This is a genomic window from Bradyrhizobium sp. Leaf396, from assembly GCF_001424605.1.
Taxonomy (GTDB): Bacteria; Pseudomonadota; Alphaproteobacteria; order Rhizobiales; family Xanthobacteraceae; genus Bradyrhizobium; species Bradyrhizobium japonicum_C.
Window position 1 is genome coordinate 28,963 of the sequence record NZ_LMQJ01000014.1, and the last position, 12,823, is coordinate 41,785.

Below are 12,823 nucleotides of genomic sequence, written 5' to 3' on the forward strand. Positions count from 1 at the left end.
AGACAGGCTCAATGAATATTTACGGTAGTGAGCGGCGGCTAACATGGGTTTGAATTCAGCCTTGGCCAGTGCGATGAGTGGCCTGCGTGCCAACCAGGCCGCACTCTCGATCGTCTCGTCGAACGTCGCCAACTCGCAGACGCCAGGTTACGTCGCCCAGACGCCGAACCAGATCGAGGTCACGACCGGCGACTTCGGATCCTCGGTTATCACCACCGGCGTCAGCCGCGAGCTCGATCGTTATGTGCAGGACCAGCTCCGTACGGAGACCGGGGGCGCTGGCTACGCCGATCAAATGGCCAACATCCTGAAGCAGTTGCAGAGCGTCTATGGCAACCCCGGCGGCAGCGGCACGCTCGAAAGCGGGCTCAACAAGCTGACCAGCGCATTGCAGGCGCTGTCGACGAGTGCAGGCGCGCAGTCGGCGCAGACCGTAGCGATCTCAGCCGCTCAGGCATTGGCGCAGCAGCTCAACGTGTCCACGAAGGGAATCCAGTCGCTGCGCTCCAACGTCGAGCAGGACCTCGGCATCTCGGCGCAGCAGGCCAACGCGGCTATGACGCAGATCGCAGCCATTAACGGAAAGCTTCAGGGCCTGGCCCTGAACGATCCGTCCGCCGCAACGCTGATGGACCAGCGCGACCAGGCGATCAACACGCTGTCGAAATACGTCGACGTGCGGGTCGTAACCGACGCTTCGAATCAGGCCAACATCTTCACAACCACGGGCATTCAGCTCGTCGGCGCCGATCTCGCATCGCAGTTCGCCTTCTCTTCGAGAGGCGCACTCAATGCGATCGCGCTTTACGATCCCAATCCGGCCAAGTCCGGCGTCGGCGCGCTGAACGTCAAGCTGCCCAATGGCTCTTCGATCGATGTGGTCGCCAACAATGTGGTATCCTCGGGTCAGATCGCCGCAGATATCAAGCTGCGCGACCAGACGCTGGTGCAAGCGCAGACCCAAATCGACCAGCTCGCCGCAGCAATTGCGAGCGCGTTGTCAGACCAGACCGCGGCCGGCAAGGCTGTAACGGGACCGCCTGCCGGCTTCGACGTCAATCTGTCAGGCGCCTTGCCCGGCAACACCGTCAATCTGACCTATACGGATAAAACGAGCAATACCCAGCGCCAGATCACGCTCGTCAACGTGACTGACCCCGCGGCATTGCCGCTCCAAAACGCGGGGAATGCCAACCCTCTCAAGGTCGGGGTCGACTTCAGCGGAGGCATGACCTCGATCTTGGCAACGCTCAACTCTGTTTTCGGAGGCACGCCTTTGACGTTCGCCACCTCCGGCGCGACGTTGCAAATCCGCGACGACGGCACGGGCTCGGCGGCCGTCAACAGTGCCTCGCTCACCAAGACCATCTCGTCGCTGGCGTCGGGCAATCCGCAGCTGCCGCTCTTCACCGACGGCGGCGCGCTCTATACCGGCGCGATCACCGCGGCCGGCTCGCAGATGACGGGACTTGCCGGGCGCATCCAGGTGAACGCGGCGGTACTGAGCGATCCGACCAAGATGTCGATCTATAGCACCTCGCCGCAGACGCCAGCCGGCGACACCACGCGTTCGGACTACCTCTATTCCCAGCTCACCAATGCCGTATTCTCGTACTCGCCGCAGACCGGGCTCGGCTCAACAGGGCAACCCTTCACCGGTTCAGTTTCGCGCTATCTGCAGCAATTCCTGAGCGTGCAGAGCAATGCATCGACTCAGGCGACGCAGCTGCAGCAGGGGCAGAGCGTCGTGGTTTCTACGTTGCAAGCCAAGTTCAACTCGACCTCCAGCGTCAACCTGGACGCGGAGATGTCGAACCTGATCCAGTTGCAGAACGCTTACGCCGCCAATGCGCGCATCATGTCTGTTGTGCAAACAATGATGGACACTCTAATCAAGGCTCAAGCATAGTGGTTCGCTGCCCTCGGATCCGCCAAGCAATCGTCGTCTTGCGCAAGTCGAATTGCCGCTATGGCGTTCCAAAACAGCCCAGCATAGACGAGGCAATTCACAAATCTCGGAATTTTGTATATTGTTCGGATGGTATTTGAATGGTTCCATTTGTCGCAATGCCACGACCCTTTGAATGCCGATACGTAGCTTGATTATTCGCCGCCATTCTAAAGCCGAGGTATGCAGATGAAACGACTGACTATTTTCTCAATCGCCGGGTCCGCTTTTCTGTTGGCTTCGGCAGGCGTCGCAACCGCGCAGCATCATCATGATGGCGCACCCACTTTCACTACAGAACATAGGGAAATGCTCCACCAGCATTTTAGACATCAGCACTACAGTTCGTTCCGCGATCCTCACTTTCATGCCCATGTCGGAGATGTCGTTCCGGACGCAATGGAGCTTCATCCCCTTCCTGACACGCTTGCTACGCGCGTCCCGCACGGAAGCCACTACGGATACGGTCTCCTCAACGAGAGGCCCGTGATTGTTGATCATTCGACGCGACGAGTGATCCATCATTTTGACTGACAAAAGAGCCCAGGCGGCTGTCCGACGGGAACCACACGAATTCCGGCTTGCAGTCTAAGTTATTAAGTTGCCCGCTAGGTTAAGTTGGGTTTGTTTCACTCAAACTCTAGCCCCGCCCTTTCGGCAGGCTTGACTTGCCCATTTGAATGAGTAGGCCTGCGTACGGTGAAGTGCCGGCCTGGGATCCGCGTGTGCTTTCCCCAGATTTCCAGAACTGTTGCGGACGGATTGATCGCCGCAACGCTTATGTACTTTCCACTCCCGCGATGTTTCGTCCGTCAGCCGTAGCTGGAACAAATCCGGCTCCGCGAGGTCGTTAGACGCGCGTCAGTTTGGATCTTTGTCGATCGGGATGAGGAAGGCAAACGCATACTTCGTATCCTCGCCACGAGCCCGGTCCAAGCTACGTTCCAACTCCAGCCTCGTTGCCTCCTCCGGGTTCGCAGGTCTGATTTGACGTTGGTCGCGTGTTCTCAGAAGTGAGCATCCGACTGAGCGCATTCGTCCTAGCTCTTCGACGAACCAATCCTCAGAAATGCGTCTCATGGCGCTCGACAAGGACGGCGCAGTGAAAACCAACACCGGCCTCTGATTTATTTCCAGGGTGAAGCAGGGCGTTTGCCGCTCTTTCGCGGCGCGGTTCCGTTTTTCAGCAGTGAGCCGATCCCGGCCCGGCTCGCGCTTCATTTCGGCTCACCATAAGGAAGGACGACTCAATCACTCGTTCTGAAACAAGCTTATAGCTTTATAGCGAACTGAGCGCGACTTCTTTGGTGCATCGTAACAAATGCGGTGGTTTTTGGGTGTGATAGGCATATCCCGCCGTGGCGGTGAATAGCGTGAATTGACCAACTGCCAGCTCACACCTTTCCGACTTAGTATCGCGCTGAAATCACAAGATAGGCTGCGCGTCCTGGAGCTTGGAAGACGAACGGTGCGGCGCTCTGATACAGCGCATCGTAGTAGCGCTTGTCGAAGATGTTGTTGACGTGAACCTTCAGCTTCCAGTTCTGGTTGATCTTCGCCTCGGCAAAGGCGTCGAAGCGCCAGTAGCTCGGGATCGATGTGCCTTGGTTGGCGGCGAGGAACGTGCCGCCATATACCTTCGAACGATAGACGGCCTGGCCGCCAAGCTCCCAGACATCAGTCACCTGGTATTTGCTGAGCAGGCTCAACGACTGGTGCGCCACGTTCGCAAGCGGCCGGCCGACATTGGTTGCATAGAGCGTGGTATTGGCGGGCGGGATGTTGGACTTCGTGACCTCGGACTGCATCAGCACGAGTCCCGCCATGACGCTCCATTTGTCGGTGATGTTGCCGCCAAGGCCGAGATCGATGCCGCGGATGCGATAGGCCGCGCCCGCGCTGAGGCAGGAGACGGTACCGGTGGTGCCGGCTGGGTAGGGACACGCCGCGGTCGCAGTTGCGGCCGTGATGTTGCGTGACTCGCGTGCGTTTTCCTTTTCGGTCTGGAACAGTGCGGCGGTCAGCAGCGCGTGCCGGTCGAACAATTCCCACTTGGTGCCGATTTCGATCGCCCTGTTCTTCTCCGGACCGAAGATCTGAGGCGGATTGCCGTTCAGCACCGGTGCAAGGCCGCCATACTGGATGCTGGTGCCGTCGAACTCCGCGCCGACCGGGTTCGACGATGTGGCGTAGGCGGCGTAGACGCTTCCGTTCGGCAAGGGCTTTAGCGTCAGGCCGAGGTTGAAGTTCGGCATCCCCGTATGCTGCTCTTGCTGACCGAAGACGTTGGCGACGCCGTTGACGGTGCCGTAGCCGTTCACCTTGATGTTGTAGTCGTCATAGCGGACGCCGCCATTGAGGATCAGTAGGTCGTTGTAGTTGGCGGAATCGATGACGTAGATGCTCTTGGTGTCGATCGCGATCTTGGTCGGCAATCCCGAGAGGCCAAACGGCACACCGAAGGGGAGGTTGGTGAACTGCGGATAGAACACGCTCACGCCCGCCAGCGAACCGTTCCCGCTAAAGCCGCCGGGCAGCGCTTCCGAGCTGAGGCCGAGATAGCGGTCGATCGACGACCTCTCCCGGTCGTATTCGAAGCCGCCCAGCGCGGTATGCTTGAAGCCGGCATTGTCCGTAAATTTGTAGGTCGCCTCGGTCTGGTTGGCAATCACGTCGGTGGCCTGGTAGCGGCTCTGCGGGTTGGCGCTGAGCGTCGAGGCCGAGAGCGGAGTGGCAATGACCGGCGCTTCCGGCAGCGTCCCGATGTAGTTCTGCGTCGAGTGCGAGTCGCGGAACTTGTTGGTGATCAGCACGTCGGGCGTCACCTGGAATTCGGCATTGAGTGTCCCGATGTCCTGGCCCGTCCGGGAGAAATCGCGGTTAACAAAGCCGTACCAATTCCTGCGGTTCGAGCCGAAGTCCGGGAACGGGCCGCCGGCCGTAGTCGCCGTGCTCGGCCGGTAATAGGGAACGCCGAAATCCGGGAAGCCGGTCAGCTCGGTGTGGATGTAGTTGGCGTAGATCTTGACAGCATCGGTCGGCGTCCACGTCGTTGCCAGAAAGCCGCCGTTGCGATTGTCGGTGACATAGTCCCGGCCGGCCACGCCGGCATCCTGGAACAGTCCGCCGGCGCGCACCCCCCAGGTCGGGTTGATGACCTGGTTGACGTCGAGCACGACGCGCTTGGTCCTGTCGGTGCCGAACGTCGTGTCCATGTTGTAGAAATTGCCATCGGTCGTGGCCTGCTTGGTTACGATGTTGATCGCGCCGCCGGTGGTGCCGCGGCCTGCAAATGACGAGCCCGGACCGCGCAAGATCTCGACCTGCTCGGTGAAGAAGTTCTCGCGCACGCTGACGCCGGAATCGCGCACGCCGTCGATGAAGATGTCATTGCGCGCGTCAAAACCGCGGATGAAGAAGCGGTCGCCAAAGGCATTTCCGCCTTCGCCGGTGCCGAGCGTGACGCCGGCCGTGCTCAGAATCGCCTGCTTCAGCGATGTCGCGTTCTTGTCCGCGAGCACCTCCTTGCTGAGAACGGTCACCGTCTTCGGCGTATTGAGCAGCGGCTCTGGAAATTTGCCGCCTGCCTGTAGATGGTCGACCTTGTAGGGAGCGGACGGATCGGCATACGGGTTGCGATCGGGAGCCCGGCTTCCGGCGGCCGGAGGCGGAGCCTGCGTCGTTTGCCGGGTCGGTGCGCGCCGGAGCGCATCGCGAGCCCGGATCTGGTCGGGTGACGGCTTCGATGCCTTGGGCCGCGGCCGCTGAATCGGCGCGTCGACCGTCACGGGAGGGAGATCGGATTGCTGGGCTTTTGCGCCGGAGAACGATGCGACAGCAATCAGCCCAGCCACCGCAGACACCTTTCCGGATTGGCATTCTTCAGCGGTCGACTTGATCCCGTTCTTACCAACGCGAAGCGTTCTTGGTATTTTCACGCAAAACATATAGCCCCCAATTCAATCTCTTCTCGCGCGATTTCGTCGCTTGATGAAATGGATCATTGGAACCGGAAGTCCGCAATGGATTCCTGGCAACACCCTTTTCGAATCGGCCTGACTTGTAGGTTTTCTAAAATCTGCCGCGGAGTAGCTGTCAAATTGGAATGCTTCTAACAACCGACCTATGAGAATGCGTGACGAGACTTGCCCTTAGCGAACTTTGGAAGCGCGTCTTAGCCGTAAGCAGATTTCCGTATGGCGCGAACTGTAACCCGCACGCCACTGTCCTTGGCGTATGGGAGTGAGACAATCCCCCGAGAATCGTTTTGAAGACCTTGTGCTAACAGTTTAAGAAGAGCCGGTCGGTAGGTCGGAGCTGTCGCGCTTGTTCGACGGTCGATACAACGCTTGGCGCGCTCAGGCGAAAACTCACGCTTGCCGCGCAGTTCGATTGCGAGGGCGCGGGTACCTGACGTTCTTGAGTGAGCTATGCGGAATATTTGGGTGACGACAAGGTGATCAGGCGACCCGGTTCGCCGGCTTTTGGATGACCTCGATGCGGTCGTTGAATCTGACACCTGCAATGAGTTTCGACAAATGATTTGTGCCTTTGAGCTGCCGCCAGATCTTTAATGCGGCGAGGATGAGCTTGAACACCATCAGCATAACAGCTTGGCAAACCTCCTCTCAAGCGCGGCGTCGCCCGCAATCTTGCGGCTGATGTCGCGCATCACACGGCCGAGAAAGGTGCGCAACGTCTTCAGCGCCCGCCCGGCACGCTTGAACAGCTTGGCATGGGCGTAGCGCTGATGCTTGATCAGGGCGAAGTGCCCACCCTCGCATAAGACTGGCGCAACTCGACGCTCACCTTACCATCGGCGAGCGAGTCAGCCGGCTGTTGGCGATGGCGACGCGATGCGTATAGCGGCCCGAGACAAGCCGCTCCGGACCCGGGGGCGGATGGCCCAAAACGATCATTGGCTGCTTGAAATTAGATAACTATTTCAATAATATACAAGTTCGTAGTTTTGTTCTGAATGGCGCACCACTTCTTCCGGGAATATCTCAGGCACCGCTCTCCTTGGCCTGATGCCGTGCCCTGAGCCGCCTCAGCTCCGACGCGCAAACACCAGCTGCCCGACGTCGATCTTTCCGGCCCTGAAGCCGGCCTCGCAGTAGCACAGATAATATTCCCACAGCCGGCGGAAGGGCTCATCGAAGCCGAGCGAGGTCAGGTCGCTCCAGGCCTGGCTGAAATTGTCGCGCCAGAGCGCGAGCGTCTTTGCATAGTCCTGTCCGAACAGGCGCTCGCGAATGACGGGCATCTCGAAGCGCTCGCCGAGCGTGCGCAGGATGCTGGTCGAAGGCAGCATCCCTCCGGGAAAGATGTACCTCTGGATGAAGTCCACGCGCTGCCGATAGCTGTCGAAGAGCTCGTCGCGAACGGTGATGGCCTGGATGCCCGCCAGGCCGCCCGGTTTCAGCCGTTGCGACAGCTGGCTGAAATAGGCCGGCCAGAATTGCTCGCCGACCGCCTCGATCATCTCGATGGAGGCGATGCGGTCGAAGCGACCGTCCTGGTCGCGATAATCCTGCAACCGCACCTCGACCTTCTCCGCGAGCCCGGCCTCGTGAATTCGTCGGCTGGCAAATTCGTGCTGCTCCTTGCTGATGGTGAGTGCCAGCACGGTGGCGCCGTAAGTCTTCGCGGCAAATTCGGCGAATCCGCCCCACCCGCATCCGATCTCGAGCACGCTCTGTCCGGGCTGCAATTCGATCGCCTTTGCGAGTTGCTCGTACTTGTGTCGTTGAGCGGCGGGCAGGTCGGCCGTTTCGGTCGAGAACAGAGCCGATGAGTAGGTCATGCTGGTATCGAGCCACGCCGCGAAGAACTCGTTGCCGAGATCATAGTGCCTGTGGATGTTGTGCCTCGAGCCCTGTCTCGTGTTTCGGCGCAGCCGATGAAGTGCCCGTCGGCAGAGGCGGACCAGCACATTCCCGGCAAAGGCGCTGTCGACCAGATCTTCGTTGAGACAGAACAGATAGAGAAGCTGGGTGAGATCGGGCGTGGTCCAATCGCCTCTTATGTACGCCTCGGCCATGCCGATGTCGCCGCCCAGGACGAGGCTGCGCGCGAACCTGTAATTGTTGAGTTCGATCGTGGCCGATGGACCCGGAAGCTGGCCGCGCAAAGCAACAACTCTCCGGTCGGGGAGGCGCACATGAACGGTGCCGTACCTGAGCTGCGATGCAAGGCGCAGGGCCAGCCGGGCAAGGAATGGAACACCATCGAATTGGACGGAGTGACGAGCGGCAGCGAGGTCCATGGTTCAAGTCTCGCGTTGTTTCAAGCGGGGCAGGTAGGGGACACCCTTCAGCCAAAGCCGCATCGCTTCCCAGTGTATAGCTGCGATCACCTTGAACGTGAGGAAGGGCAGGGCGACGAGCGCCGCCAGCAGCGAGCGGCTGTTCAGGGCGCGCCGTCGTCCGCTGAATGCTGCCGCGAACATCGCGCCTTGCTCGCCCGTCTGCACGATTCTGACCGTCACGTTTTGCGCCGGTGGAGAAATGCTGAAGCGGTAGTGTGTTCCCATCTCCATGAAGGGTGAAACGTAGAACTCCTTCGCCTGGTTCTGTCGTATTGCGCCGCCCGGTCGTGCATCCTGCACGGGCAGGACGTAGGAGTGCATCTCGCCGAAGGTGTTGCGGACCTCGTAGATCAACAGCGCAAGATCGCCCGACGCCGCATAGCAGAAATAGACCGAAAGCGGGTTGAACACGTAGCCCAGAACGCTGGGATAACAGAGAAGGAGAACGCGACCGCCCGAGAGGTCGACGCCGCGCTCGGCCGCCAGTCGTCGGGCGTGCTGGCTGAGGCACCCGCCTTTGCCGTCGCCGTGGTCGCACTCGTGGAAGCTGAAGGGGGCTGCTCGGTTGATGCCGAATAGCCAGGACTGGCGATCCGCCTCGTTCAAGCGGTCAAGGTCGATCAAGAGGCTCATCACGCGATAGGTGAACCTGTGCTGCACGGGCCGCCAGCGCGCGTGCATCACCTTTCCCCAGTAGAGCGCTGCCGGCGCTGTCGCATTCTCCGCGTTGGCCGGTTTCGTTGGCGTCATCGTGCTACTCGGCAGCCTGGATCAGCAGCGAGTCAGAATGCCGCCACGGCACCGTGCTGCCAAGTGCCTCGGCAACGGAGATGCCGGCCTGCAAGCCATCCTCGTGAAAGCCGTAGCCGGTCCACGCACCGCAGAACCAGGTCCGGCGACGCCCCTGAATGGCCGGGAGTCGTCGCTGCGCCGCAAACGCAGCCAGGTCGTATTGAGGATGGGCGAAGCTGAATTTCGCAAATGTCAGATGGGCTGCCGGCTCGAAGGGAGGGTTGAGGCTGACGAACAACGGCTTGCTGTCGTCGATGCCCTGCAGCCGATTCATCCAATACGTCACCGCAACGTCGTTTTGGGTCGGCGTTTGCCGCGGCCATCGCAGGAAGTTCCAGGAACCCCATGCTTGACGGCGCCTGGGCATGAGACTGCGATCGCGATGCAGATAGACGGTGTTGGGAGCGTACTTGATCGCGCCGAGAATGGAGCGCTCGTGGGCGTCGGCATCCGACAGTGCCGCGAGAGCCTGGTCGCTATGGCAAGCCATCACCACGGCATCGTAGGTTTCCACACCGCCATGACTGTCGCGGATGGTCACGCCATGCTCCGCTCGGTTGACCGACGTCACGGCACAGCCTAGCCGAATGTTGTCCTTGAACAAAGCGGTGAGCTTGTCGACATAGCGACGGCTGCCCCCCTCGACGGTACGCCAGCGCGGCCGGTCCAGATGCAGGAGCCGGTGGTTGTCGAAGAAGGCGACGAAGTTCTCCGCCGGAAAGGACAGGATGTCGGCCGACGAGGAGGACCAGATCGCCGCTCCCATCGGTCCGAGATAATCGGCGAACAGGCGCGGCCCGAATGATTCCTTGCGCAGGTAGTCGCCGAGCGTCAGCCCGTGCAGCCGGCCGGCGCGCAAGTCCGTCTCGCTCTGGCGGTTGAACCGCAGCACTTCGGCCAGCATGCGAAAATATGACGGCGATCCGAGATTGCGCGGTTGTGCAAACAGGCCGCGGGCAGCTTGCAGAAGGGTCTCGCCGCCACCCCGCCATTCGAATCGACCGTGATCGGCCGACATGGCGAAGCTCATGCAGGTCTCGACGGTCCTCACGCCGAGATGCGCGAACAGCGCCGTCAACTGCGGATAATTCGCCTCGTTGAACACGATGAAGCCGACATCGACGTCGATCGGCTCTCCGTCATATAGGACGCGAACGGTATGGCTATGTCCACCCGGCTGCAGCTCGCGCTCGTACACTGTCACGGCATGGCGTTTCGACAGGAGCCACGCGGCAGCATTGCCGGCAATTCCCGTCCCGATCACGGCCAAACGCATTCCTTGTCGCCCCCACTGCAATACCGTCAGCTACGGTCGTGAAACAATCGATTTGGAAACGTTTGGCGGAATGATGCGGATCACCTTACCCTTTACCCGCAGGCCTGCCACCGAATGCGAAACCGGTTCCCGCAGCGGACGTACCGAAGAGAAGTTAACCTGGAGACGGCATGGTTCTTGTGCATGTGCAGGCGATCGGCGGCATTGCGCTGGCCCTTTGTATCCTGATGGGACTTGCCTGGGTCGTTCAGCAGCGCACGGGAAATTCCGGATGGGTTGATGCGATCTGGTCCTACGCGACCGGCCTCGTTGGTGCGGTCGCCGCTCTGTGGCCTTTTGAGGACGGCACGCCGGAACGCCGTGTGCTCGTCGCGACACTCGCGCTGCTTTGGTCGGTGCGACTTGGTACGCACATCGCGCGCCGCGCCGCGGCAGGCATCGACGATCCACGCTACGCGAACTATGCGCGCCAGTGGGGGGCGGCGGCCCCTCGCCGGATGTTCCTGTTCCTGCAATCGCAGGCGCTGGTTTCAGTGCCGCTGCCGTTCGCCATCTTCCTCGCCGCCCACGCTCCCGAACCTGGATTGCGGCTGCAGGATTATATCGGAGCCTTCATCATTCTAGTGGCAATCGCAGGCGAGGGATTGGCGGATCAGCAATTGCGCCGGTTCAAGCTCTCCCCATGCAACCACGGACTTGTCTGCGACATGGGGCTCTGGCGGTGGTCGCGACACCCCAACTATTTCTTCGAGTGGCTGGGTTGGCTGGCTTACCCGGTCATCGCGCTCGCGCCCGGATACGCCTGGGGTTGGGCCAGCCTGGCGGCGCCAGCGATCATGTACTGGATCCTCGTGCATGTGACAGGGATACCGCCACTGGAGGAGCAGATGCTGAAGTCGCGCGGCGATCTGTACCGGGATTATCAGGCGCGAACCAACGCATTCTTCCCATGGCCGCCCTGACGGGCGCCGTGATGAAACCGTGTCTCGGCGCGACGCCGTTCAGGTTGCTGAACCGGGCTGCAAGCAGAGGTGAGTGCGCGGACGTGATCCGGTGTGGCTCGTCAGACGTTATTTTCTGACCGGCGCGACAACCGGCCTGACGCAACCGCAGGGGGACCACGGACATGAATCTTCTCTTCACCTATCTTTCGGTGGCCGTGACCTTCGTTGCAGTCGATATGATCTGGCTCAGGATCATGGTTGAGAGGCTTTACCGGCCGGTGCTTGGGGACATGTTGCGGGCCGAGCCCAACCTGGGAGCCGCCGCAGTTTTCTATCTGCTCTATCCCGTCGGTTTGATCTGGTTCGCGGTGCTGCCGGCACAGCAGGACGGAAGCGCGTTGCGCGCTTTCACGTCGGGCCTGATGCTCGGCTGCTTCACCTATGCCACCTATGACCTCACCAATCAGGCGACTTTGCGGAACTGGTCGACCGGGCTTACGCTCGCGGACGTTTGCTGGGGATCGCTGCTCGCCGGCGTCAGTTCCTGGATCGGATACCTGGTCGCCCAGAAGCTGGCCCACTGAGCATGCGAAATAGATCTGCGCAGAGCTGACTTGAACTCGGAAAGCCGTGCGTGGCTGATCAGGTCGACTTTCGTCCTCCGAGCTGGTCGAAGGTTTCTCTGGTTTCCGCGATCTTCTCGGCCAGGGATTCAAATGCACTCTGCGCCTGCAGCCGGGTCACTTCGTCAAGCAAGAGGCCTGCGAGATCGACCAATTGTTGACCGATGCGCTCGGTGGCAGCAAGCAATCGATCCAGCCCGGCTTCGGGATCGTCGGCTGCAACGCGCTCGACTTCTCTCACCATCGCTTCGAGCCGTGCGACCGAGAAGACGAGTCTCTCCTGAGGCCTACGCTCGGGGAATTCAATGATCTCCGCGGCCATGCGCGCATCCTCCGGATTCAGGCGGCAGCCGATGCCGCGAGGCAATCCTTGCGAACGGCCACGATGGTTCGGTGCAGCCACGTCTTGATGGTGCCGACCGGCACACCGAAGCGTCGTGACAAGCTCGCGCGGCTCTCGCCTTCGAGGTAGGCCAGGGTCACCAGCCTGCGGCGATCTTCCGGCAAGCGAGCCAGTGCCCCCCGCGCGATCGGTTCGGCGCGGGCGTAGTCGAAGTCCTCGACATGTGACGCGTCGGAAGCCGCCGGGACCGAAACTGCCTCGTCCAGTTCGAAGGTCGGCTGTCGCCGAGTCCGCAGATGATCGATCGCGGTGTTCCGGGCAATCGTGGACATCCAGGCCGTGACCGGCGCCCGCCTGGAATCATACCGGCCGGCGTTACGCCAGACTTTCAGAAAGCTTTCCTGGAGGATGTCGTCGACGTCATGAGGCGAGGCTCCTGCGGCCAGCACGATCGCGCGCAGCCTGCCTCGTGTCAGCGTGTGAAGCTCCGCGAAAGCCCGCGTCTCACCTGAGGCAACGCGTGCGAGCAGTTCGGATAACCTTTCGCTCTGCACCTGACGTGCGAGGCTCGAACAGGCCATGCCCTG

At 60.8% G+C, this 12,823-nt stretch carries 11 protein-coding genes and 1 pseudogene; 4 read left to right on the forward strand and 8 right to left on the reverse strand.

Annotated features, from left to right (window positions below; genetic code table 11):
• The first annotated feature begins 43 nt into the window (after window positions 1-43).
• Complete coding sequence (flgK, locus tag ASG57_RS15825; RefSeq protein ID WP_057196805.1) at window positions 44-1,909, forward strand: flagellar hook-associated protein FlgK; 1,866 nt, start codon at window positions 44-46, stop codon at window positions 1,907-1,909.
• Between the two features lie 348 nt (window positions 1,910-2,257).
• Entirely contained in the window at window positions 2,258-2,482 is a 225-nt protein-coding gene (locus ASG57_RS39995; RefSeq protein WP_502690795.1) for a DUF1236 domain-containing protein, read from the forward strand.
• Between the two features lie 875 nt (window positions 2,483-3,357).
• On the opposite strand, the gene ASG57_RS15840 is transcribed toward ASG57_RS39995, so the two are convergent.
• The 6 genes and pseudogenes from ASG57_RS15840 to ASG57_RS15855 form a co-directional block, all read right to left on the reverse strand.
• On the reverse strand, window positions 3,358-5,895 hold the full coding sequence (locus ASG57_RS15840) for a TonB-dependent receptor (protein WP_082528980.1): 2,538 nt from the start codon (window positions 5,893-5,895) through the stop codon (window positions 3,358-3,360).
• A 513-nt stretch (window positions 5,896-6,408) separates the two neighbouring features.
• Window positions 6,409-6,555 (reverse strand): hypothetical protein, encoded by a 147-nt coding sequence (locus ASG57_RS37835; RefSeq protein ID WP_502686911.1) that lies wholly within the window; start codon window positions 6,553-6,555, stop codon window positions 6,409-6,411.
• 2 nt (window positions 6,556-6,557) lie between these two features.
• A pseudogene (locus ASG57_RS38375) lies at window positions 6,558-6,760 on the reverse strand (IS5/IS1182 family transposase); the annotation flags it as partial.
• Window positions 6,761-6,998: 238 nt separating this feature from the next.
• Complete coding sequence (locus tag ASG57_RS15845; protein ID WP_024339042.1) at window positions 6,999-8,216, reverse strand: SAM-dependent methyltransferase; 1,218 nt, start codon at window positions 8,214-8,216, stop codon at window positions 6,999-7,001.
• 3 nt (window positions 8,217-8,219) lie between these two features.
• Entirely contained in the window at window positions 8,220-9,008 is a 789-nt protein-coding gene (locus ASG57_RS15850) for a DUF1365 domain-containing protein (RefSeq protein ID WP_057196808.1), read from the reverse strand.
• Between the two features lie 4 nt (window positions 9,009-9,012).
• Complete coding sequence (locus ASG57_RS15855; RefSeq protein WP_057196809.1) at window positions 9,013-10,326, reverse strand: NAD(P)/FAD-dependent oxidoreductase; 1,314 nt, start codon at window positions 10,324-10,326, stop codon at window positions 9,013-9,015.
• Window positions 10,327-10,496: 170 nt separating this feature from the next.
• Here ASG57_RS15855 and ASG57_RS15860 point away from each other — a divergent pair, with 170 nt between their 5' ends.
• Both ASG57_RS15860 and ASG57_RS15865 read left to right on the forward strand, forming a co-directional pair.
• Window positions 10,497-11,288 (forward strand): DUF1295 domain-containing protein, encoded by a 792-nt coding sequence (locus tag ASG57_RS15860; RefSeq protein ID WP_057196810.1) that lies wholly within the window; start codon window positions 10,497-10,499, stop codon window positions 11,286-11,288.
• A gap of 164 nt (window positions 11,289-11,452) precedes the next feature.
• Window positions 11,453-11,854, forward strand: coding sequence for a DUF2177 family protein (locus tag ASG57_RS15865; RefSeq protein WP_024339039.1), 402 nt, complete (start codon window positions 11,453-11,455; stop codon window positions 11,852-11,854).
• 58 nt (window positions 11,855-11,912) lie between these two features.
• Here the strand turns inward: ASG57_RS15865 and ASG57_RS15870 are convergent, their stop codons facing one another.
• Together ASG57_RS15870 and ASG57_RS15875 are read right to left on the reverse strand one after the other, a co-directional pair.
• Window positions 11,913-12,215, reverse strand: coding sequence for a hypothetical protein (locus tag ASG57_RS15870; RefSeq protein ID WP_156402711.1), 303 nt, complete (start codon window positions 12,213-12,215; stop codon window positions 11,913-11,915).
• Between the two features lie 17 nt (window positions 12,216-12,232).
• A complete protein-coding gene (locus ASG57_RS15875) occupies window positions 12,233-12,817 on the reverse strand; it encodes an RNA polymerase sigma factor (RefSeq protein WP_024339037.1) in 585 nt (194 codons plus the stop codon).
• Window positions 12,818-12,823: the final 6 nt, after the last annotated feature.

Bases quoted from the DNA above. Each gene is read 5' to 3' on its own strand.
- ASG57_RS15870 (WP_156402711.1), bottom strand. From the start codon at position 12,215: ATGGCCGCGGAGATCATTGAATTCCCCGAGCGTAGGCCTCAGGAGAGA.
- flgK (WP_057196805.1), top strand. From the start codon at position 44: ATGGGTTTGAATTCAGCCTTGGCCAGTGCGATGAGTGGCCTGCGTGCC.
- ASG57_RS37835 (WP_502686911.1), bottom strand. From the start codon at position 6,555: ATGCTGATGGTGTTCAAGCTCATCCTCGCCGCATTAAAGATCTGGCGG.
- ASG57_RS15875 (WP_024339037.1), bottom strand. From the start codon at position 12,817: ATGGCCTGTTCGAGCCTCGCACGTCAGGTGCAGAGCGAAAGGTTATCC.
- ASG57_RS39995 (WP_502690795.1), top strand. From the start codon at position 2,258: ATGCTCCACCAGCATTTTAGACATCAGCACTACAGTTCGTTCCGCGAT.
- ASG57_RS15850 (WP_057196808.1), bottom strand. From the start codon at position 9,008: ATGACGCCAACGAAACCGGCCAACGCGGAGAATGCGACAGCGCCGGCA.
- ASG57_RS15840 (WP_082528980.1), bottom strand. From the start codon at position 5,895: ATGTTTTGCGTGAAAATACCAAGAACGCTTCGCGTTGGTAAGAACGGG.
- ASG57_RS15855 (WP_057196809.1), bottom strand. From the start codon at position 10,326: ATGCGTTTGGCCGTGATCGGGACGGGAATTGCCGGCAATGCTGCCGCG.
- ASG57_RS15865 (WP_024339039.1), top strand. From the start codon at position 11,453: ATGAATCTTCTCTTCACCTATCTTTCGGTGGCCGTGACCTTCGTTGCA.
- ASG57_RS15845 (WP_024339042.1), bottom strand. From the start codon at position 8,216: ATGGACCTCGCTGCCGCTCGTCACTCCGTCCAATTCGATGGTGTTCCA.
- ASG57_RS15860 (WP_057196810.1), top strand. From the start codon at position 10,497: ATGGTTCTTGTGCATGTGCAGGCGATCGGCGGCATTGCGCTGGCCCTT.